The organism is Pseudoalteromonas sp. OF5H-5 (genome assembly GCF_021530695.1).
GTDB lineage: Bacteria > Pseudomonadota > Gammaproteobacteria > Enterobacterales > Alteromonadaceae > Pseudoalteromonas.
Window position 1 is genome coordinate 385,212 of record NZ_JAKGBF010000004.1, and the last position, 22,013, is coordinate 407,224.

Annotated in this window: 16 protein-coding genes; 2 read left to right on the forward strand and 14 right to left on the reverse strand. The window is 43.3% G+C overall.

The window, feature by feature from the left end:
• Nucleotides 1–622 precede the first annotated feature (622 nt).
• The gene (locus L1271_RS08455; RefSeq protein ID WP_235367565.1) at nucleotides 623–2,242 is read left to right on the forward strand and encodes an alpha-glucosidase family protein; all 1,620 of its coding nucleotides are present in this window, start codon (nucleotides 623–625) and stop codon (nucleotides 2,240–2,242) included.
• A 40-nt stretch (nucleotides 2,243–2,282) separates the two neighbouring features.
• On the opposite strand, the gene L1271_RS08460 is transcribed toward L1271_RS08455, so the two are convergent.
• The 7 genes from L1271_RS08460 to L1271_RS08490 all read right to left on the reverse strand — a co-directional run bounded on the left by L1271_RS08460 (nucleotide 2,283) and on the right by L1271_RS08490 (nucleotide 10,831).
• On the reverse strand, nucleotides 2,283–3,893 hold the full coding sequence (locus tag L1271_RS08460; RefSeq protein WP_010604040.1) for an EAL domain-containing protein: 1,611 nt from the start codon (nucleotides 3,891–3,893) through the stop codon (nucleotides 2,283–2,285).
• A gap of 110 nt (nucleotides 3,894–4,003) precedes the next feature.
• Nucleotides 4,004–4,303: an integration host factor subunit alpha gene (gene ihfA / locus L1271_RS08465; protein ID WP_010377997.1), complete on the reverse strand. Its 300-nt coding sequence runs from the start codon at nucleotides 4,301–4,303 to the stop codon at nucleotides 4,004–4,006.
• A 2-nt stretch (nucleotides 4,304–4,305) separates the two neighbouring features.
• Entirely contained in the window at nucleotides 4,306–6,693 is a 2,388-nt protein-coding gene (gene pheT, locus L1271_RS08470; protein WP_102056596.1) for a phenylalanine--tRNA ligase subunit beta, read from the reverse strand.
• Between the two features lie 13 nt (nucleotides 6,694–6,706).
• Nucleotides 6,707–7,687 (reverse strand): phenylalanine--tRNA ligase subunit alpha, encoded by a 981-nt coding sequence (pheS, locus tag L1271_RS08475; protein WP_010604038.1) that lies wholly within the window; start codon nucleotides 7,685–7,687, stop codon nucleotides 6,707–6,709.
• An 83-nt stretch (nucleotides 7,688–7,770) separates the two neighbouring features.
• The gene (gene hda / locus L1271_RS08480) at nucleotides 7,771–8,475 is read right to left on the reverse strand and encodes a DnaA inactivator Hda (RefSeq protein ID WP_010604037.1); all 705 of its coding nucleotides are present in this window, start codon (nucleotides 8,473–8,475) and stop codon (nucleotides 7,771–7,773) included.
• Between the two features lies 1 nt (nucleotide 8,476).
• The gene (locus L1271_RS08485; protein WP_102056595.1) at nucleotides 8,477–9,538 is read right to left on the reverse strand and encodes a DUF2066 domain-containing protein; all 1,062 of its coding nucleotides are present in this window, start codon (nucleotides 9,536–9,538) and stop codon (nucleotides 8,477–8,479) included.
• A gap of 123 nt (nucleotides 9,539–9,661) precedes the next feature.
• Nucleotides 9,662–10,831 carry a sensor domain-containing diguanylate cyclase gene (locus L1271_RS08490; RefSeq protein ID WP_227387206.1) on the reverse strand — a complete coding sequence of 390 codons (1,170 nt, stop codon included), beginning with the start codon at nucleotides 10,829–10,831 and terminating at the stop codon, nucleotides 9,662–9,664.
• A gap of 182 nt (nucleotides 10,832–11,013) precedes the next feature.
• Between L1271_RS08490 and L1271_RS08495 the strand changes: the two genes are divergently transcribed.
• Complete coding sequence (locus L1271_RS08495; RefSeq protein WP_010604034.1) at nucleotides 11,014–11,454, forward strand: VOC family protein; 441 nt, start codon at nucleotides 11,014–11,016, stop codon at nucleotides 11,452–11,454.
• 80 nt (nucleotides 11,455–11,534) lie between these two features.
• Here L1271_RS08495 and L1271_RS08500 read toward each other — a convergent pair whose 3' ends face one another.
• The 7 genes from L1271_RS08500 to carA form a co-directional block, all read right to left on the reverse strand.
• Nucleotides 11,535–12,287, reverse strand: coding sequence for a substrate-binding periplasmic protein (locus L1271_RS08500; RefSeq protein WP_235367566.1), 753 nt, complete (start codon nucleotides 12,285–12,287; stop codon nucleotides 11,535–11,537).
• Nucleotides 12,288–12,512: 225 nt separating this feature from the next.
• Nucleotides 12,513–15,311: a collagenase gene (locus L1271_RS08505; protein WP_235367567.1), complete on the reverse strand. Its 2,799-nt coding sequence runs from the start codon at nucleotides 15,309–15,311 to the stop codon at nucleotides 12,513–12,515.
• A gap of 251 nt (nucleotides 15,312–15,562) precedes the next feature.
• Entirely contained in the window at nucleotides 15,563–15,838 is a 276-nt protein-coding gene (locus L1271_RS08510; RefSeq protein WP_010604031.1) for a hypothetical protein, read from the reverse strand.
• A gap of 358 nt (nucleotides 15,839–16,196) precedes the next feature.
• On the reverse strand, nucleotides 16,197–16,793 hold the full coding sequence (locus L1271_RS08515) for a hypothetical protein (protein ID WP_235367568.1): 597 nt from the start codon (nucleotides 16,791–16,793) through the stop codon (nucleotides 16,197–16,199).
• A gap of 156 nt (nucleotides 16,794–16,949) precedes the next feature.
• The gene (gene greA, locus L1271_RS08520; RefSeq protein WP_010377973.1) at nucleotides 16,950–17,426 is read right to left on the reverse strand and encodes a transcription elongation factor GreA; all 477 of its coding nucleotides are present in this window, start codon (nucleotides 17,424–17,426) and stop codon (nucleotides 16,950–16,952) included.
• A 46-nt stretch (nucleotides 17,427–17,472) separates the two neighbouring features.
• The gene (gene carB / locus L1271_RS08525; protein ID WP_039495519.1) at nucleotides 17,473–20,691 is read right to left on the reverse strand and encodes a carbamoyl-phosphate synthase large subunit; all 3,219 of its coding nucleotides are present in this window, start codon (nucleotides 20,689–20,691) and stop codon (nucleotides 17,473–17,475) included.
• A 16-nt stretch (nucleotides 20,692–20,707) separates the two neighbouring features.
• Nucleotides 20,708–21,844 (reverse strand): glutamine-hydrolyzing carbamoyl-phosphate synthase small subunit, encoded by a 1,137-nt coding sequence (gene carA / locus L1271_RS08530; RefSeq protein ID WP_235367569.1) that lies wholly within the window; start codon nucleotides 21,842–21,844, stop codon nucleotides 20,708–20,710.
• Nucleotides 21,845–22,013: the final 169 nt, after the last annotated feature.

Here is a 22,013-nt window from a genome sequence, read left to right on the forward strand (position 1 = left end):
AATTAACCATATTATATTGTGCGATTTGTTCATCTGGCGTGCAAACTAATGAAAAAACAAACGAGCACAGTTGTTGTCAGTCAAATACTAGCGGCTGATTAAATTTGTAAACAACTTTATGCATACGTATTCAAAGCTAGTGCATTTCAACGAAATTTACAGGTTTTTTACAGGAATAAAACTCAACTCAATGATATATATATAGTTTTATTGGGTAAGGTCAAAAGGCCGACCACATTTATTTACCAGCTTTAATTTCACTAAATCTTAACTTTCACGGGCTATTATTGTCGACTGAACACCAAAATATCCTCAACATGTAATCTATAGCTATACTTAAGTTAAATTGGTCTTACCAAAAATTCACTCTTACAAAGCTTTATTTGTCTAGTTATTCCCTGTTAAAGGTCAATATTGGTAAATTTATTTTATAAAATAAAATTATGTGAATGAGTTATCATAAATTCACCTCACAAAACCTGCATACGTATGCAGGTTTTTTACACCCCACCGAGCATGACGTATTCTTTGGCAAAATTAGTGGTGAAAGTGCCCAGCATAGTATTTACTTGATACTCAGCACTGCCACAGAATAAACACGCACATAGCCTGGAGAAAGTGCATGGCAAATAATGAATGGTGGAAAGGCGCGGTTATCTATCAAATATATCCGCGTAGCTTTCAAGACAGTAATGCAGACGGTATTGGCGACTTACAGGGTATTATTCAGCGACTAGACTACATTAAATCGCTTGGTGTTGATGCAGTATGGATTTCACCATTTTTTAAATCGCCAATGAAAGACTTTGGCTATGATATTAGCGACTATCGCGATATCGATCCTATGTTTGGTACACTCGACGATTTTGATACGCTTATTAGTGAAGCACATAAACGTGATATTAAGATCATTATTGATCAGGTACTTAGTCATACCTCAAATCAACACCCGTGGTTTGTCGAAAGTCGTGAAGACAACACAAATGATAAAGCAGATTGGTATGTATGGGCCGATGCCAATCCAGACGGCAGTCCACCAAACAATTGGCTATCCATTTTTGGTGGTGTTGCCTGGCAGTGGGAGCCTAGACGTTGCCAATATTACCTGCACAACTTTCTAACTGAACAGCCGGATCTCAACTTTCATCACCCTGAAGTACGTAAAGCCGTACTAGATAACGTCGAATTTTGGCTTAAAAAAGGCGTTGATGGCTTTAGACTAGATGCCATCAACTTCTGTTTTCACGATAAGCAGCTTAGGGATAATCCAGCTAAACCCATTGAACTTCGTCAAGGTCGTGGCTTTAGCGAAGACAACCCTTACGCTTTCCAATACCATTATTATAATAATACGCAACCAGAAAACTTAGCGTTTATGGAAGAGATCCGTGCCTTATTAAATAGATATCCAGGTACCGTTAGCTTAGGTGAGATCAGTTCAGAAGACTCTTTGCAAACAATGGCAGAGTACACAGCCGATGGTAATAAACTTCATATGGGTTATAGCTTTGAGCTCCTTACTAACGACTATAGTGCAAAGTACATCAGAGAAACGGTTTCTCGCCTAGAGTCAATCATGACCGAAGGTTGGCCGTGTTGGGCGTTTGCAAATCACGATGTAGAACGGGTAGCAAGTCGCTGGAGTATAGATGGCAAGGTAAACGATGCACAGGTCAAAATGCTCACAGCCCTTCTCGGTTCATTGCGGGGTAGCGTCTGTATGTACCAAGGCGAAGAACTAGGGCTTGGCGAAGCCGCCGTTGCCTTCGAAGAGCTGCAGGACCCATATGGCATTACCTTTTGGCCAAACTTTAAAGGCCGTGATGGCTGTAGAACGCCGATCCCGTGGACACAGGCAAAAACTAATGCTGGCTTCTCAGAGTCTAAGCCTTGGTTACCAGTTTCTGAAGCGCATGCCCTACGAGCTGTAGACAAACAAGCAGTAGATAGCAATTCAACGCTCAGCTACTATCAAGCATTTTTACAGTGGCGAAATGCGCAACCTGCACTAAAAACAGGTGACATTGAGTTTATTGACACTCCAGAGCCAGTATTAGCTTTTTACCGTAGAACCCAAACCCAAACATTGCTGTGCGCATTCAACTTAGCAGCTACTCAACAAAGCGTGACACTTCCTGAAGTTGCATTAACGCAGTGCGACCTGAAGCACCTAAGCGGAACGGCGAGCGCAAATGCACTAATACTTGATGCATTTGGTTGCTACTTCGCTGAGGTTTTATAATAGTTAGGTCTTTTTCTGAGCTTTGGTTAAATAAGAGCGGTTAAGCCGCTCTTTTGTTATCTAACACTTTATCTATCTCACGCTGTAATTGCGGCAGCTCTAGTGCTTTGAAATAAAGCCAACCTTGATGAATATTCACCCCTCTACTTTTGAGATAACTAGCTTGAGCTTGAGTCTCTACCCCTTCAGCAATCAGTTTCTTATCCAGCTTTTCCGCCATATCAATCACTGCCGATAAAACCGGGGATTGCAAAGTATCTAGGCCAATTGATGCTACAAAGCTCTGATCTATTTTCAACAGGTCGATCGGAAAACTTTGCAAGTACTGTAAGCCACTATACCCCGTACCAAAATCATCAATCGCGATTTCTATTCCAGCACGTTTGAGCTCGGTTAGTACCGTTTTCGTTTGAGCCTGCGTCAGCACATCACGTTCAGTTAATTCAATAGTTAATGAAGATATTTGGTTTTTTGCAGCAAGTAAGGCATCGATATAGCGTTTAGAACCCAAAAGTAAACCATTAACGTTAAAAGACACCTTAAAGTCTGGCTGAGCGACTAAGATGTCCGTCAAATCACGCACAGCGTTTTCGACTTGTGCTATCGAGATATCTAAAATAGTACCATCACGCTCAGCTTCAGGCACAAAGTAAGCGGGGCCGAGCACTCCTTCAAGTGGGTGACGCCAACGAATGAGTACTTCCACGCCCACTATCGATGGTATCTGTGCATTAACGAGAGGTTGATACACATTAAATAACTCATCATTTGCCAATGCTCTTAATATTTGTGTTTTACTGCTTAGCTGGCGCTTGTCATAACTGATTAATAACAACGTGAGGCCAACCCAAGAGGCACAATACAACACACTCCAAAGTACTAGCCACAACCACCCTAGACTCACTAGTTGCTCATCATTTTTTGCAATAATTAAGCTCATCTGCGGCAAACTTGGAATAGCTGCAACATACGCAAACTTTACCTTTGCATCATCAAAGAGCCCCTCTACTGCGCGGCTATTAGCCACTGGAAATAGTTTTTGGCGGATTGGCAAAGCGTATTTACCATTTAAAAAAACCGGCACACCAGTGCTATTGTCGACCAAAGCAGCAAAATCGGTATTATGATGAGCTGAGATATCAAGCATACTCTTTAGCCAATGATCCGGCATCAACACATTTACCTCATAACCATCGTCTCTCGTGCGCGCTAAAACAAAAGCAGGAAGTTCTAAATAGTCGGTAATGATTGGGCCATAGTATCTAAGCCCGGGCTTTTTTATTGGGGCGCTGGTATTCACAGGTGGAGTGAGTTGCCCAAAAGAATTGCAGACCAATTTCCCTTTACTATCTACGATCCCTATCTCGCTCATGCCTGGGTTTTCAAAAACCAATCTACGCATGTAGTGTAGACCCTCAGGGTCGCAATTTGGAGAAAGATGGATAGCATGTTTTAAGGTATCGTCTACAACGACAAACTCTTTGTTGATGTCAGATACGATTCGACTCGCTACGGTGACAAGATTGGATTTAGCGGTCTCTTTCTGATGCACATAAGTGAAAGCGGCCACAATTGAAAATACAAAGGTGCAAGACAACCAAGCAATAAAGATATTCTTAAACAACTTGCTTAAGGAGTGTGCTCCTCGCATAAGCTCCTCACTCCACGGAACGCAAACAGGCGCAGAGTGTAGCTTGAATATGTGACAAAACTATTTCAATATAAAAAAAGCCTTGGTATCACCACCAAGGCTTTCTTATATTACAAGTTTTTGCTTGTGCCGACCTCAACACGAGTTTTTAACTTTTGGCCAGGCCTAAAAGTTACCACGCGTCGCGCAGAGATAGGAATATCTTCCCCAGTTTTTGGGTTCCTACCTGGGCGTTCCTTCTTGTCGCGAAGGTCAAAGTTACCAAACCCAGAGAGCTTTACTTGCTCGCCGTTTTCTAGCGCTGAGCGGATTTCTTCAAAAAACGCTTCAACTAAGTCTTTGGCATCTTTCTTATTGATCCCCAGTTTTTCAAATAGGTGTTCAGCTATGTCGGCTTTAGTAAGCGCCATATCTAGTCCCTCAACGATGCATTGAATTGTTTGGCCAGTTCGGCCACCACGTTTTCTACAACCGCGTTGATGTCTTTCTCTTCGAGCGTTCTATCAACCGCTTGTAATGTTAGAGCAATGGCTAAACTCTTATGATCAGGTTCAACCCCTTGCCCTTTGTACACATCGAATAAGTTTAGGTCAACTAATTGATTTCCGCCAACTTTCTCAATGCACTCTAAAATATCGCCTATTTTTACGTCATCTGCAACTAAAATAGCAATATCTCTTCTATTTGATGGGAATTTCGAGATACTAACCGCTTCTGGAAGCAGGCGATTTTCTAAAGCAGCCATGTCGATTTCAAATACATATGGCGTATCTTTAAGCTCTAACGGCTTTAATAACTGAGGGTGTACTGCACCGATGAAACCAACCTTTTTACCGTCTGCATAAATTGCAGCAGATTGACCAGGGTGCAAACCATCGCTCACTTCCGCTTTAAAGCTAAAGCGTGCTTTATCGTTACAAAGCGCTAGTAATGCTTCTACATCGCCTTTCACATCAAAGAAATCCACTTTACGTGAAGGCACTGACCAATGTTCGTTATGCGTATTACCATACGCGATACCACCGATCACAGCGGTTTGACGTACGCCGTTTTCCGCGTTGTCGTCTTTGATGAACTTAAGGCCCGTTTCGAATAAGCGAATACGCGATTGTTGACGATTTTGATTATAAGAAACCGCATTGATCAAGCCTGTCATCAGGCTTACACGCATTGCAGACATTTCAACCGAAATTGGGTGCGGAAGAATTAATGCATCTGCTTCTGGGTGTAGCTGCTGTTGTGCTTTTGGATCAACGAAGCTATATGTGATGGCTTCTTGATAACCACGGCTTACTAACTCATCTCTAAAGCGCGCTACAGGCAAACGTGCTTCTTGATGATCTGTCATCTTTAACGCAGCAGTTGGTGCCACATTTGGAATATTGTTGTAACCGAATACGCGCGCAACTTCTTCAATTAAGTCTTCTTCGATACTAATGTCGAAGCGATAGCTTGGTACTTGAGCTTGCCACTGGCCGCCTGCAAATGTTACTGCTAAGCCCAGACGCGCCAAGATGTCTGATACTTTAGCATCTTCGATATGATAACCGATCACGCGGTCTAAACGCTCACGGCGTAAAGTCACTTGACGCTCTTTTGGTAAATCCGCTTCTGACACAGCTTCAACAATCGGTCCGGCTTCACCGCCAACGATTTCAAGTAGCAAGCCTGTTGCTCTTTCCATCGCATCACGCTGCAGTACCGGGTCTACACCACGCTCATAACGGTGCGATGCATCGGTATGCAAACCGTAGCTACGTGCCTGACCTGCAATCGCAAGCGGTGCAAAGAACGCGCTTTCTAACAAGATGTCTTTTGTCTCGTCACTAACACCTGACTGTTCACCACCGAAGATACCTGCCATCGCAAGTGCTTTATTATCATCAGCAATCAGAAGTGTTGATGGATTAAGCTTCGCCGTGTTGCCGTCTAACAATACTAGCTCTTCATTCTCAAAGGCATTACGTACTTTAATTCCACCTTCGATTTGGCTTAAATCGAACGCGTGCATAGGGTGACCTAGCTCAAGTAATACGTAGTTCGTAACATCAACAACTGGGTCAATTGAGCGTACACCGCAGCGGCGTAGTTTCTCTACCATCCAAAACGGGGTTTCTGCTTTAACATTAACACCCTTGATCACACGACCTAAGTAGCGTGGACATGCTTCACTGTTTACCAATTCAATAGAGATTTTATCATCAATCGTTGGCGTAACTGGCGTGATATCAACTTCTGTTACGTCGATGCTGTTTAGTACCCCAACTTCACGAGCAAGACCTTTGATCCCTAAACAATCGCTACGGTTAGCCGTTAAATCGACATCAATAGTTACATCGTTCAAGCCGAAGTATTCACGAATATCTTGACCGATTGGCGCATCCATAGGGAGTTCTAAAATACCGTCTGAACTTTCCGCCATGCCAAGCTCTTCAAACGCACACAGCATACCATGAGACGGTTGACCGCGAAGTTTAGCTTTCTTAATTTTGAAATCGCCTGGAAGCGTTGCGCCCACTTTAGCAACCGCCACTTTTAAACCGGCACGGCAGTTAGCGGCACCACAGACAATATCTAGTAGTTCGTCTTCGCCTACATTTACTTTTGTTACTCTAAGTTTGTCAGCATCTGGGTGTTGACCACATTCAACCACTTCACCGATAACCACACCTTGGAAGTCACCGGCAACTGGGTCTACACCATCAACTTCTAAACCCGCCATTGATAATTGCTCAGATAGCGCATCAGTATCAATTGCTGGATTGACCCACTCGCGTAACCACTTTTCACTGAATTTCATACTTTTGTCGCTCTTATCTGAATTGGTTTAGGAATTTTAAGTCGTTTTCGAAGAAAGCTCTTAAGTCAGTTACGCCATAACGTAACATCGTCAAACGCTCAACCCCCATACCAAAGGCGAAACCAGTGTATTTTTCAGGGTCAATGCCTACCGAGCGCAGTACGTTCGGGTGCACCATGCCGCAGCCTAGTACTTCAAGCCATTTACCATTTTTACCTTTTACGTCCACCTCAGCTGAAGGTTCTGTAAACGGGAAGTATGAAGGACGGAAGCGAATTTCCATATCTTCTTCAAAGAAGTTGCGTAGGAAATCGTGCAAAATTCCTTTAAGTTCTGTAAAGCTCACGTTAGTGTCGACCATCAAGCCTTCAACTTGGTGGAACATTGGCGTATGTGTTTGATCGTAATCGTTACGGTATACACGACCTGGCGAGATAATTCGCAAAGGCGGCTGCTCAGCTTCCATAGTACGGATCTGAACGCCACTGGTTTGTGTACGTAGTACCAATTTAGGATTGAAATAGAAAGTATCATGATCGGCACGCGCTGGGTGGTGCTCTGGAATATTTAGCGCGTCAAAGTTATGAAAGTCATCTTCAACCTCTGGGCCAGATTTAACAGCAAATCCTAGCTCACCAAAAAACTGCTCAATACGCTCAATGGTGCGAGTAACTGGGTGAAGGCCACCGGCTGGCATTGTACGACCCGGCAACGTCACATCAATCGTCTCAGCTGCTAGCTTCTGCTCAAGTGCTGCATTGGCTAACGCTTCACGTTTTACCGTAATCGCATCTTGTACTTGGGTCTTCGCTTGGTTAATCACCTGACCTGCGTCTTTACGCTCTTCTGGTGCTAGTTTGCCTAGCGTTTTAAGAAGACCTGTGATCTCACCTTTTTTACCAAGGTAGTTAACTCTAACTTCCTCAAGGTGCGCAATTTCGCTTGCCTGCTCAACGGCTTCAAGCGCTTGCGCTAAAATATTTTCTAAATTCATTGTCTACCTGATCTTTGCTGAGGTAATTTGCTGTTATTTAATCTCTTATGATAACTGAATTGCAAGGCGATATTCTAGCCCTGTTACAGCTTTAAAGTGGCTTTTATAAAAGGAATTGTTAACTTTCTTTGCGCAGCCATGGATGCGTGATCGAGTTTATCCAATACATCAAGTAACGCACGCATATCACGACTCAATCTCGTGAGCAAAAATCGTGCACATTCATCAGAGAGCTCAAGGCCTCGCATATGCGCTCTTTTTACTAGAGCTTCGGCTTTATCATCGTCACTCATCGAGCGGATCTGAAAAGTCGTCCCCCAGGTTAGGCGCGATTCTAAGTCTGGTAGTGACAAATTCAACATGTTGGGTAACAGATCGGCAGTGACCACTAGGCATTTGCCTTTTTCATTAAAACGATTGAAAAAGTTAAATAAGGCTTTTTCCCACGCTTCATCTCCTGCAACCAAATGCACATCGTCTATACAAACTACATCCAGTGCATCGAGCCCATCTAACACTAACGGGCCAAAATCCAACACTTCTCGCATTGACAATAAAATAGTCGAGAGTCCAAGTTCTTGCGCTTCAATGCACGTGGCATAAAGCAAGTGCGACTTGCCAGAATCTGCCAACCCACACAGGTAAGTGTACTGAAAACCGATTAAACGACGGGCAAGGCCATTTTTTAAGTGGCTTACTTCCAATGACGCTTCACCGCCAAAATAAGAGGCAAAGGTTTCGTCATCAGGCAGCGTCACTGGCAACGCCATTTGACGTGGCGATTCCATCCTATTTATCCACCCAATTGTATTTAAGGTTGTTTTCGTCTGCGATTTGATAATAGGCTCTTGGGTCTTCGTACGCCTTAAAGCTTTGCTCCAATGCGATCGTTTTACGCAAGTCTGATACGCTTGAGGTATGTTCAATCGCAAACTTCACTGCTGTTTTCGCACGGTAGATCACATCAACATCCACCACGGTACTCATAGATAGCAAACGACGCTTCGCCATTTCTACATCCCTAAATGACTGTAATTGCTCAACCACAATTTCAGTTCGATGGGCTTCAAAAGTGAGATTAGGGTCAATAACATATTTCTGAGCTAAAGTGCTAGATAGCTGATTCACCATATCAATAATAACTTGCTGTTTGTCACCGACATATTGCTCAGGCTCAAAATATTCAGCGTCAGTGTAGCGCCAGTCTAGCTGCCAAGAATTTGTATGGGGCGGCTGGAACAAACGGGCGGTGATAACGCGCTCCGCCTCATAACGCAATGACGCATCTTCTACTTCGTTAGAAAAGTTTCCCCACACCTCTGCGATACTCACATTACTGCGATCTTCAAGATCCATCAGAGGAACAACGACCGGCACGCCCCACTCGTCCGCAGTGTCATAAATCAAGCGTTCGAGTTGAGGGTAGCTTTCTTGCGTAACAAACTCTCGGCGGAAGTTATCTTCGATCACCATCCAAATCGCGACCATAGGACGGCGGTTGCCCCAAAGCGGTAAGCCAGCTTCTCTGACTAGATCTTCGACCTTACCAGGCTCAAACTCCACCTTTATTTTGGTTACGCCTTGTCGATCATAATATTCATATCTCAGCATGTAATCTGAGATGCGCTTAAGGCTCGCTTGGATAGAAGGGTGAGAAAAATCATCGGCTTTACCTGTGAGCTTTTGCAACACTTTTAATAATGCCTGTTGGCTCGCTTGCGCTCGCGTTGCGCGAGATTTGTCGCTAACACTCAGCGAGGCTTCATATAAATTTTGAACTTCTACTGCTTTTGCCGTCATAGCAAAACAAAACAGTGCAATAAGGATCAGCCTGATGATCATAATGTCCATGTTTTTCTGACTATAAAGCCTGATCCTAAATCAATCATCTGCTTAAAGCAAAGGACAACGAACAATATCATGAAATTTTATAAAAACATGATAAATAACAAAATATTAATCTTATATTCAGTGTTATTTGAAGCTAAATGAGACCTGATTCTTACCCTTTCCTTTCGACTCATAAAGCGCTTGATCAGCAACTTTTAATAACGATTCCGCACTGAATTCCACGCCCTCAGAAACCGCCATACCGATGCTGCATCCGACATTTACCAACTCACCATTGGTAAGCAAGATATCTTCATTTATCACACTCAAAAGGCGATTTGCTAAGCTTTCAAGCAAGTCTCTGGCAATTTTTTCATTAATCACAAAGACAAACTCATCTCCACCAATACGACAAACAAAATCATACTCTCGTAACGCTTCTTGTAGACGTCTTGCTACATGTACCAAAACCTCGTCACCACTATGATGGCCGTGATTATCATTAATCGGCTTGAAGTTATCTAAATCGAGATACCCTAAATACACATTTACTGGCTGTCGCATCGAGCGAGCAGACATTTTATTCAGCTCGTTAAATAGGTATTTTCGATTCGCCAATTGCGTAAGGTTATCGTGGTAGGCGTCAAACTCTAGCTTTTCTTGAAGTGATTTGCGCTTTTCGACCTCTGTTCTTAATTCTTCTAAACTCACACTAAGTTCATGGGTGCGTTTTTCTACCATTGCTTCCAATTCAAGCTCATGTGTTTTAAGCGCTGTATTCGCTTCAATGAGTGCTTGCTGGTTTGCAAATGCATCCATCGCAGAGGCAATAACATGACTGACGGTATACAACAAATCCACCATGGCTTCTGAATATTCATCGCTACGACGGTAGGATTGGATCACAAACGCGCCTAAATGCTTGTCGCGATTGATTAGCGGAAAGCACAGCCATTGCTTGGGGAAACTGCCTAACATTTCAATAACCCCTTTCTCGGTCAGTGCCATCAAAGCATGCTCAGAATAGTTCTTTACACTGTCAGAGCGCAGCGCATAACTAGTAAGCGTTTTGTCTATTTCTGTGCTAGTTAGGCTATTTAATTCCTCGAGCGAAATACTGTCTTTGACATCATGGAAATAGGGAAACTCAAACTCGCCATCTTGTCTTTGCAAAACCACATAGAAATTGTCCGCGTAAGTAATTTTTTGCACAATACAGTGCACATTCAACAAGAAGTGCTCCAAAGATTCGCTGGTGTTTAAGCACGAAACGATATCTGTCATGCTATCTATTACTTCAGGAAGTTCTGCCATCGTTGAGCGCCCTTTTGAATCGTTAATTCTCAATCTCACAAAAGCTTAACTAGCAGTGCTAAAAATTACCAGAAATCAATTACTTTTTTATCCGCTTATCGGGATGCCTGAGGTCTGTTGACCTTTCAATCTGATGTGTAACACTTTAAAATTTGCTGACTAGAGTCTAAACGGAATACATAATGAAATACTTACATACTATGGTACGTGTACGCGATCTTGATGAATCCATGAAGTTTTATTGCGACCTCTTGGGTCTCGTTGAAGTGAAACGTTATGACAGTGAACAAGGCCGTTTTAGTTTAATTTATCTCGCCGCCCCTGATCAAGTTGAGCAGGCGCAGCAAAGCTTTTCTCCTACTATCGAACTTACCTATAACTGGGATCCGGAAGAATACACTGGTGGTCGTAATTTTGGCCACTTGGCCTTTGCCGTAGAAAACATTTATGCACTTTGCCAAAAGCTGCAAGATGCCGGTGTGGTGATCAACCGACCACCGCGCTGTGGTCACATGGCATTTGTTAAATCTCCAGATGGCATTTCTATCGAGTTACTCCAACAAGGTGATGCATTGCCTCCAGCCGAGCCTTGGCAGTCAATGGAAAACACGGGTAGTTGGTAATAATTGCTGGTAATCGCTAAAGCACCGGAGCGATGTATCTAACCTGAAATCAGAATAACTACCGCTCCTTCCCCCTTACTTCAATAAGCAAGATGGTAGCTTTTAAGCAATTTCACCAGTTGCTTTTTGAAAGGCTTGGAATCTAACACCTGTTGTAGCGCCTCAAAATCCGATGCTGAATTTTTAGGCGCCAATATTGCTCTAAAATAGGTTTCATGAGGATTTTGAGAAAAGTGAAACACTCGCTTCCAACCATTTTTAGCAACAAGATATTCTGTCGTAGAGCGACTGACGATCGCAATACTCACCCGCCTTTTGAGGATCATCTCCAATAGAGCTTCTTCGGAATTTACGTTCACCCGCTGGATATTGGCTTGCTCCACTCCTTGATCTAAGTGGCGGTAGTAGTACCCAGCAATGGCGCCAACTTGATTACCGGACAATGAGCTAGGGTGATAATATTCAAACGGCTGCTCTACATGCGAGACAAATTCGTCCGTGTCATACATTAACGGGCCGCTCCACAAATACTTTTGTTTTTTGCGGTCATCAAACCAAGCTGGGTTTACCCCTAAAATAAAACCTTTGAGCGTTTGCTGTTCGAGCTGCTTATCTAAGCGTTTACGTGGTACAAAACGTACTTCTACCTGCAGCTCTTTTTGCACGGCATTAATCAGTTTGGCTAAATCAAAATAAAGACCTTTTTGCGCTTCTAGATCAATAATATAGGGCGGCTTATGATGATATACGTAAAGAATTTGGGTTTCAGCGGCTGTCACTGAAAAGGCTACCATTAACCAAGTGGAAATGGCAATAAAGTACTTTTTTAACACTGAGTGCCTCGTGTCTAACCTAAACTTTTAATACAGTCTAAAACTACAGCCTAGCTCCTTCTCGGCACATCAGTTAATTCCTTTTGCATGTTTTTAAATGAGCAAAGGGACCAAAGGCCCCTTATTTTACAAAAATATAACAAAAAAAATTATGAACAAGTAATAACTGTGATCTGTATCACCCGTTTAATTACTTTCCATTATTTCTGCCTTAGTATTAGGCAATTACTGACAACCATCTTTATTATAAGACACCTTCAGCGCTGCCCCCGTTGGTGCGCCTGACACTTTCAAGTATCCCCAATATTCAGATTGCGCACTTATCTCAATGCACTCTTGGTTACCTTGATTGAACGAGCTTGCGTCCACATTAGTGCCGTTTGGCCATCCTGCATTGCTGTATTCAAGCCCAAGATCACCACTACCATGGGCTGTTTTGATCACCACCGATTGTTGACCACTTACATTCTCAAGGCTAAACCACATCGGCTCTTGGCTTCCAAGGCAAATTGTTTCATCCGCTGCTAATCTACCATTAGAGACACTACCCTGCGACTGACATACGTCCTCTATTGTTGAATTTGTTACGATTTCCCCTAACAACTGCACACTTTCAAAGCGATTATAACCATGTAGCATAATGTAATAGGTGCCAGCGGTAGGTGTAGTGATTTCACATACCTCTTCGTTACCGGATTGGTATGGCCTGCAATCATACTCGCTGAACGTTGGCGCCGAGCCTAACTTAACGTAAAGATCGGCATCACCTGTACCTCCAGACGTGCTGATGACTAATTTATCAGTGCCAGCAGCGACATCGATTGAAAATGCAACTTGTTCATCTTGCTCGCCCGCAACCGTGACAGGTACGCCAGACTGTAGTTTGTTTGAAGTCGTTGAGCTTACAGTAGCCACTGTATTACTAGTGTGATTCAAACCGCTAGAATCGCTCACCGTTAAGCTAATTTGATACTCGCCTGCTTGCACATAACTGTGCGTAGGGTTGGCTTCATTACTTTGACTGCCATCACCAAAACGCCACAGGTAAGTGAGTGCATCACCATCAGGATCGATACTACCTTGGCTTGAAAATAGTATCGCTTGATTAACGTCACCAGAGTATGGGCCATTAATCACTGAAGTTGGTGCGTTATTCTGACCACCAGCGGCAAGCTCGTTGCACCATTGAACAAACTCTGATTGATACTGTGATGCGAGGCGGTCCATACGGGCTTGGTACGCATTCCAATTTGCTTGTCGCGTTTCCTGTCGCATTGCGAGCACTTCATCAAAGTGTTTTTCATACAGGAATCTCACCCCTAAATAACCCCAACGGTAAATTCTATCTTGATCAAAACCGTCATACGTCGTGCTGAATATTTCGGCTAGCGTATATACTGAGCCATCTTTGATTGTATCTATTGCGGCTTGATTATCATTGAGGTTTGCAATGTACTCAGCCACCCCTTCACTCCACCAGACGATAGGCTTAGTCGGAGCATTAAAGTCACCATAAAGATCAAAACGCCCATCAAGATAATGTACGTATTCATGCTCTAAGTTCCAGATGTAATGATCCGGCTTTGCATAACTGGCCTCGTATGCAACAAAATTAGCAACGTTATTCACATCGCTAGGATTACCCTCTAAATACATACCACCGTTGTCGGTGCTGATTTTAAAAATGGCTTTGGCATATTTTTTATAGTCTGCACTGCTATTAAAGATATTCACTTGTAGAAAATCATTGTTATCATCGGCAACCGGTAAGCGGCCAGTTTCCAGCATGGTGTGGAATCGTCCTTCTTCCGCTTCCATGGTTTGACACGCTGAAGTCAATTGCTGAGCGGTGAGCGCTTGTGCTCTAATCTTTATTGTATCGCTACAACTATGTTGTTGAGAAAGTACTTTGGTCTCAAGTTCTTTATCAAAATTACAAATACCAAACTGGCCACAATCAGCATAATAGGTCGCGACATCAGCCGCAGCTAACCAGACACCATCGCCAAAACCATAACTGTTATAACGCGAGAATAAAGCGGTTAATTGCGTGTCGACTGACTCTTGAATAGCTGCACCACTGTATAATTTAAGTCGAGCCAATTCGCTAGCAGCATTGATGATTAGATATTCAGAGTCTGAATTTACCATCCAAGTTTGTGCGGTGAAACTCCCTAGTAAACTCACCAATTGTTGATCGTTTTTAATCAAAGCGACAAAGTTATCATTCCACTGACCACGATATAAGATAGTGAAAATGCCATTTACCGCACTGCGCATATTCCACTTTTGAGCGTAGCTTTCATTCCATTTAGATAGCCATGCTTTTACAACTGGCAGATAGTGCCCTTGTAGTTCCGATGAATCCATTGTAGTAATAGCCTCACCGAGTACTTTACCATGAGCATCATTGTCGTCGTAGAAATGGCTATTACTAACAAAAGCATCCAATGCATCTTTCACCGCAGGCTTAACCCAAGTAGCGAAAGTCACCTGATCATTGTAAAACTCAACATAAAAGCCAGCGCGAATAAATAAATAAAGCGCTTCGAGGTCGGCACTGCCGTTGCCTGAATAGCTTTGCGAAAGCGACTTGGCATTTTGCGCCGCAGCGTACATTTTATCTGAAGTGAATACTTGTGTTTGGATGCTGCTGTCAGCGGAGAACAAAGCATTGATACAGCTCGTACCCTGTTGCTTTATTTCAGTAACAATTTGGCTACTGCTCGCACTTGCTAAGCTATTTAAATCACATGCAGCAATCGCTTCACTTTGGCCCACTGCCAGCGCTTGCAATAATGGCGTGTGTTTAGCAGATAATAGCGGCATACTCCTTGTTGGTGTTTGTGCAACGGGTGCTCTATCATGCAAATCTTTGTGCTCATGGCCATGGGAAATGTTCGTTTCCACTTGAACCGATGCATCGAGCGGCTTAAAGAGTCGCTGTGATTCTTGGTGTGCGTTGGCTGAATTTATCGCTGTAAGCGCTGATAACGCCAAAGTGAGTTTTGTAATTTTCATCATTTACCTTTCCTGTTGTGTATCCAAACCCGATTGGGTTATAGGTTTTTAACACTAAAATTACAATGTATACAATATATTTTATATAACTTTATGGAATAGTGGCTCGACGGAAAAGCCATCATAATCTTAAAAACGGATATCCAAAGGGAAGGTCGTAGCTTATACATACACCCAATTGGTTGATCTTTATGATTAAAAGTCCAACCAATTGACGAAAAGAAGGAATAAAAATTTATAGTGAGTGGAATAAATTAGATCTTATCAATATGGGAAATAGCGCCAGAAGTGATTTTTACTCTCACTCGATAAGTGGATAGCGTGATTGAATAAACACCGTCATTTGGTTTTTGTGCTAATAAATGCTGTAACCCTAACAGCAACTCATCTGTATCGTTACCACAGCTGGTGTTTCTTGAATCTAGGTATTCTTTTCCCTGCTTCATGGCCTTATCCAATACCACTGAAGCGACTTGCTGAGTAGACTTATTTTTCAACGTCTTAAACAATGCGCTTTTTAATAAACTCATGGTTATTCTCCTGATAAAGATACCGGCTCATACGCACATATCATTTATGAACCGGTGCCTGATTGGTTTTGGGAACAATCCGAGTGTAACAAGCTCGCACTAAAAGTCTAAATCAAATTCGTTTCAAACTATGTCAGATGTGTATGACCCCTACGCTATCTCAGCTAAATAACCTGAGGTTTGGATAAGGAATGAGCCAACTCATTGTTTTTTAACTACATCAAATTATTTCCTAATCTAGCCAGAGAGTTTTAGGGATAACCAGACGAATTTACGCACCAATAGCTAGCTATTGGCAGTGAATTCAACGCAGCTAGCGCTAAAACTAGCTGCTAGAAAGGCATTAATTATTCGAAGCTCAGATTAAATAATTTAGTTGCTCGGCAATTTGCTTACCAGAGAAAAGCTTCGGTACAAAGTGTAATAGGTTCAAGGACAGCTGGTGCTCTGAGCGGGTGGTATTTACTAAACTGGGTAAAGTGCCTAATTCGCTGCTTATATCATGCCAAACGGGATTAGCCTCATTAAGCTTGTCATAAGCAATCGTATTGAACTCAAAATTTTCAAAATATTCATCAACCAAAAACAAGGGCTGAGTGAGCTTGAGCGAATCAAGTAACTCACGAGAAAAACTGTGTCGAGCTTCTGAGCTTTCACTGGTAAAAAAGTGGCCTGGCAGGTTATAACCAATGATTAAATCAGAGCTTGCGTATAAGCTGTTGGTATACAACAAAGCAGTAAGAATAAGGTAGGTATCGTATCTCGCTAAGCTCACCCCTTGCAAAAGCTCACTCTGCTTACTAAGGTCAATCGCACAGCGACTACGCATGGTACGCCAAAAACAATGTTGATTCAGGAAGAGGTCCCGCGCGCCAGCGCCTGCCAACTTAGATTTCCAACTCGATATAAACAATTCAAACCCTTCTGTTTTGAATTGATCGACTTCAAATGACATCCTTTTCTCCTAAAATTGTTTGTACCAAAAAATATACAGGCATCAAACAAAGCTATAAGAATATAGAGAAATGGCAATTACACGGCATTACAGCAGCAAAAGTAGAAATGATTGTTATAGTAAAAAGCCCGCGGATGCAGGCTTTAAAAGAAAGGATTACTTGTATTCAACTTCAATGATTTCATATTCAACAGCGCCATTCGGCGTTTGAATATTCACTGTATCATCTAGTTCTTTACCGATTAACCCACGCGCAATCGGTGAATTAACAGAAATCAAGTTGTTCTTAAGATCGGCCTCGTCGTCACCAACGATACGATAAGTTACTTCTTTGTCTGTATCTACATTCACAATAGTCACAGTACTACCAAAAATAACCTTGCCGTTGTTCTGCATTTTAGTCACGTCGATGATTTGTGCTGTCGAAAGCTTAGCTTCAATTTCTTGAATTCGGCCTTCACAAAAACCTTGCTGCTCACGTGCAGCATGGTATTCAGCATTTTCTTTCAAATCACCGTGTTCACGCGCTTCTGCAATATCTGCAACGATTTTCGGGCGAACAACTTTTTTTAAATGATTCAGTTCATCACGAAGCAATTCTTCGCCTCGTACTGTCATCGGAATTGATTGCATAAGTATCTCACTCATTGCCAGAGCTGACGCTCTGGCCTTGTTCTTTTTAGTTCAAACGCTGGTGTAGTTCTTGAACAGAGTTTACAGAACTTCTGTCGTCAGCTTCATTCGCTGTACAGTTTGCAAACGCTGCATTTAGCGTAGTGGTGTAGTTAGTCTTATGCTGAAGTGCACCACGACGTAACACCTTCGAGTCCTCAATAGCTTGGCGACCTTCGGTAGTATTAACGATATAGCTGTACTCACCATTCTTGATACGGTCAAGAATATGAGGACGGCCTTCGAATACTTTGTTTACACGACGTACTTCAATACCCGCTTCTTCAAGCGCTTTCGCCGTACCATTCGTTGCATCTAACTCAAAACCAATTGCTTTCATTGTCTTAGCTAGTTCAACTACGCGTGCCTTATCACCATTGCGCACAGATAGTAGCGCGCGGCCGCCACGTGGTAAAGTGTTTGATGCACCTAATTGGGCTTTTGCGAATGCTTCGGCGAAGTTTTCACCAACCCCCATCACTTCACCCGTCGAGCGCATCTCTGGACCACGCATTGGGTCAACACCTGGGAACTTAGCGAATGGCAATACCACTTCTTTTACACTGTAATATGGAGGGATAACTTCCTTCGTTACACCTTGGCTTTCAAGAGACTGGCCAACCATACAACGTGCAGCAACCTTTGCAAGTGCAACGCCTGTTGCTTTTGAAACAAATGGTACTGTACGAGCAGCGCGCGGGTTAACTTCAATCAGGTAAACTTGACCGTCTTTCACCGCGAACTGGGTATTCATCAGACCAACAACACCTAGCTCCAGCGCCATGTCACGGACTTGCTTACGCATCACATCTTGAATATCTTGCGGCAGCGTGTGTGCAGGCAATGAACAAGCCGAGTCACCCGAGTGAACACCTGCTTGCTCAATGTGCTCCATAATACCGCCGATGATAACGTTCTCACCGTCACAGATAGCATCAACATCTACTTCAATTGCATCATCTAAGAAACGGTCAAGTAGTACTGGTGCTTCATTAGAAACAGACACCGCTTCTGTCATGTAACGACGTAAGTCGTCTTCATCGTACACGATTTCCATTGCACGACCACCAAGTACGTATGATGGACGAACAACCAGTGGGAAGCCAATTTCTTGTGATTTAGCAACCGCTTCTTCTAGTGAGGTTACCGTCGCGTTTTCTGGTTGTAGTAGGTTTAGACGCTCTACAAGCTGTTGGAAGCGCTCACGGTCTTCTGCGCGGTCGATAGCGTCAGGAGAAGTACCAATCACTGGCACACCATTCGCTTCAAGGTCTCGTGCCAGTTTAAGTGGAGTTTGACCACCATACTGAACGATCACGCCTTTTGGCTTTTCAACACGGACAATTTCTAGCACGTCTTCCAGTGTAATTGGCTCGAAGAATAAGCGATCAGACGTATCGTAGTCTGTTGAAACTGTCTCTGGGTTACAGTTAACCATGATAGTTTCATAGCCATCTTCACGCATCGCAAGGGCTGCGTGTACACAGCAGTAATCGAATTCGATACCTTGACCGATACGGTTAGGACCGCCACCGATAACCATGATTTTGTCTTTGTCAGAAGGATTCGCTTCACATTCTTCATCATACGTTGAGTACATGTAAGCAGTGTCTGAGCTAAATTCTGCAGCACATGTGTCTACGCGCTTGTAAACAGGCAGAATTTCAAGCTGGTGACGCTTCTTGCGAATTTCTTTTTCTGATACGCCTGCGATTTCGGCAATGCGAGCATCTGAGAAACCTTTACGCTTCAAGCGGCGCAGGAAGTCTTTGTTTAGACCTGCCATGCCCACTTCAGCGATTGTCGCTTCATCTTTTAAGATGTCTTCGATTTGCACTAGGTACCAAGGGTCAACTTTAGTGAGTTCAAATACCTCTTCAACAGACATACCGTGACGCATCGCATCAGCAATGTACCAAATACGCTCAGCACCTGGCTCGCGTAATTCACGGATGATCGTTTCTTTTGCGTTTGGCGCGTCTAGTGCAACGATTGGGTTCAGACCCGTTGCACCCACTTCTAGGCCTCGTAGTGCTTTTTGTAATGATTCTTGTTGGTTACGACCAATTGCCATTACCTCACCAACCGACTTCATTTGCGTAGTTAGACGGTCGTTTGAACCTGCGAATTTTTCGAAGTTAAAACGAGGGATCTTAGTCACTACGTAGTCGATTGACGGCTCAAATGATGCTGGAGTTGCACCACCTGTGATGTCGTTTTGAAGCTCATCAAGCGTATAACCTACGGCAAGCTTGGCTGCGATTTTAGCGATCGGGAATCCCGTTGCTTTTGACGCAAGTGCAGAAGAACGCGATACACGCGGGTTCATCTCGATGATAACCATACGGCCATCAACAGGATTGACACCAAACTGAACGTTTGAACCACCAGTTTCAACACCAATTTCACGAAGTACCGCCATCGAGGCGTTACGCATGATTTGATATTCTTTATCAGTTAGCGTTTGTGCTGGTGCAACTGTGATTGAGTCACCAGTGTGTACGCCCATTGGGTCGAAGTTTTCGATTGAACATACGATGATACAGTTGTCGTTTTTATCACGAACCACTTCCATCTCATATTCTTTCCAGCCTAATAGGCTTTCATCGATAAGCAGCTCATTTGTTGGTGATAGGTCAAGACCACGAGTACAAATCTCGTCAAACTCTTCCATGTTATACGCAACACCACCACCGGTGCCGCCCATCGTGAATGAAGGACGAATAATACATGGGAACCCGATACGAGTTAAGATATCGTGCGCTTCATCCATTGAGTGTGCAATTTCAGCACGAGGACATTCTAAGCCAATATTTTTCATCGCCGCGTCAAAACGCTCGCGGTTTTCCGCTTTATCGATTGCATCTGCAGTCGCACCAATTAGCTCAACGCCATGTTTAGCAAGCACACCGTGCTTATCTAGGTCTAGCGCACAGTTAAGAGCTGTTTGGCCACCCATAGTAGGCAGCACCGCATCAGGCTTTTCTTTTTCGATGATCTTTTCTACCACTTCCCAGTGAATAGGCTCGATGTAAGTTGCATCCGCCATTTCAGGGTCAGTCATGATAGTCGCAGGGTTAGAGTTTACAAGAATAACTCTATAGCCTTCTTCTCTAAGCGCTTTACAGGCCTGAGCACCAGAGTAATCGAATTCACATGCTTGGCCGATAACGATTGGGCCTGCGCCCAAAATCAGAATGCTTTTTATGTCGGTACGTTTTGGCATTATTACTCCGGTCTAATTAAGCGTTGCGAGATTGCATTAATTCAATGAAATGGTCGAATAGCGGTGCCGCATCATGTGGACCAGGACTTGCTTCAGGGTGACCTTGGAAGCTAAACGCTGGCTTATCAGTACGGTGAATACCTTGCAGTGTGCCATCGAACAGTGACTTGTGCGTTGCACGTAGCGTATCAGGAAGCGTTGCTTCATCAGCAGCAAAACCGTGGTTTTGTGCAGTGATCATCACGACATCACGATCTAAGTCTTTAACCGGGTGGTTACCACCATGGTGACCAAACTTCATTTTTACTGTTTTCGCACCAGAAGCGAGTGCTAATAACTGATGGCCTAAACAAATACCAAAAATAGGTGTATCTGTTTCTAAAAATGCTTTGATTGCTTCAATGGCATAAGTACATGGCTCAGGGTCGCCAGGGCCATTTGATAGGAAGACACCATCAGGGTTTAATGCAAGTACGTCAGCAGCGGAGGTTTCTGCTGGAACAACGGTTAACTTACAGCCTCTATCAACTAACATTCTAAGAATGTTCTTTTTCACACCAAAATCGTACGCAACAACATGGAATTTTTCTTCTTCAGCAGAAAGCGTTTTAAAGCCCTCGCCTAGAGTCCAGCTTGATTCACGCCATTCAAACTGAGATTCTGTTGTTACTACTTTTGCTAAATCCATCCCTTTCAAGCCAGGGAATGCTTGCGCCGCTTCTAGCGCCTTTTGCTCGTCTACTTCGTCACCTGCGATGATACAGCCGTTTTGAGCGCCTTTATCACGTAAAATGCGAGTTAGTTTACGAGTATCAATATCTGCGATCCCTAAGATATTGCGTTCTTTCAAGTAATCACTCAATGATTGTTCGTTACGGAAATTACTCGCAAGCAGTGGTAAGTCGCGGATCACTAGGCCTTTTGCCCAGATCTTGTCCGCTTCCTCATCTTCGCTGTTAGTACCGGTGTTGCCGATATGTGGGTAAGTAAGCGTAACGATTTGTTCCGCGTATGAAGGATCCGTTAAGATCTCTTGATACCCCGTCATTGACGTATTGAATACCACCTCACCGACTGACATACCGTCAGCACCGATAGCAGTACCGCGAAACACCGTGCCGTCTTCAAGGACTAACAGAGCGGATTTAGTCAAGTTAACCTCCTAATAGTAAAAAACGGGCGAAAGCAAAACGCTCAACATCCCGTCTACAAAGCGCTTGGTAACACGCAGTTATTAAAATTTTGGCAAATTCGTTATAGTCTACAGCATGAATGCCTTTTCGTCTAATACAAATCACAAAAATTATAAAAATAAGCCATTA

Coding starts and splice junctions, on each gene's coding strand:
- L1271_RS08455 (WP_235367565.1), top strand. CDS start 623: ATGGCAAATAATGAATGGTGGAAAGGCGCGGTTATCTATCAAATATAT.
- L1271_RS08460 (WP_010604040.1), bottom strand. CDS start 3,893: ATGCGAGGAGCACACTCCTTAAGCAAGTTGTTTAAGAATATCTTTATT.
- ihfA (WP_010377997.1), bottom strand. CDS start 4,303: ATGGCGCTTACTAAAGCCGACATAGCTGAACACCTATTTGAAAAACTG.
- pheT (WP_102056596.1), bottom strand. CDS start 6,693: ATGAAATTCAGTGAAAAGTGGTTACGCGAGTGGGTCAATCCAGCAATT.
- pheS (WP_010604038.1), bottom strand. CDS start 7,687: ATGAATTTAGAAAATATTTTAGCGCAAGCGCTTGAAGCCGTTGAGCAG.
- hda (WP_010604037.1), bottom strand. CDS start 8,475: ATGGAATCGCCACGTCAAATGGCGTTGCCAGTGACGCTGCCTGATGAC.
- L1271_RS08485 (WP_102056595.1), bottom strand. CDS start 9,538: ATGGACATTATGATCATCAGGCTGATCCTTATTGCACTGTTTTGTTTT.
- L1271_RS08490 (WP_227387206.1), bottom strand. CDS start 10,831: ATGGCAGAACTTCCTGAAGTAATAGATAGCATGACAGATATCGTTTCG.
- L1271_RS08495 (WP_010604034.1), top strand. CDS start 11,014: ATGAAATACTTACATACTATGGTACGTGTACGCGATCTTGATGAATCC.
- L1271_RS08505 (WP_235367567.1), bottom strand. CDS start 15,311: ATGATGAAAATTACAAAACTCACTTTGGCGTTATCAGCGCTTACAGCG.
- L1271_RS08510 (WP_010604031.1), bottom strand. CDS start 15,838: ATGAGTTTATTAAAAAGCGCATTGTTTAAGACGTTGAAAAATAAGTCT.
- L1271_RS08515 (WP_235367568.1), bottom strand. CDS start 16,793: ATGTCATTTGAAGTCGATCAATTCAAAACAGAAGGGTTTGAATTGTTT.
- greA (WP_010377973.1), bottom strand. CDS start 17,426: ATGCAATCAATTCCGATGACAGTACGAGGCGAAGAATTGCTTCGTGAT.
- carB (WP_039495519.1), bottom strand. CDS start 20,691: ATGCCAAAACGTACCGACATAAAAAGCATTCTGATTTTGGGCGCAGGC.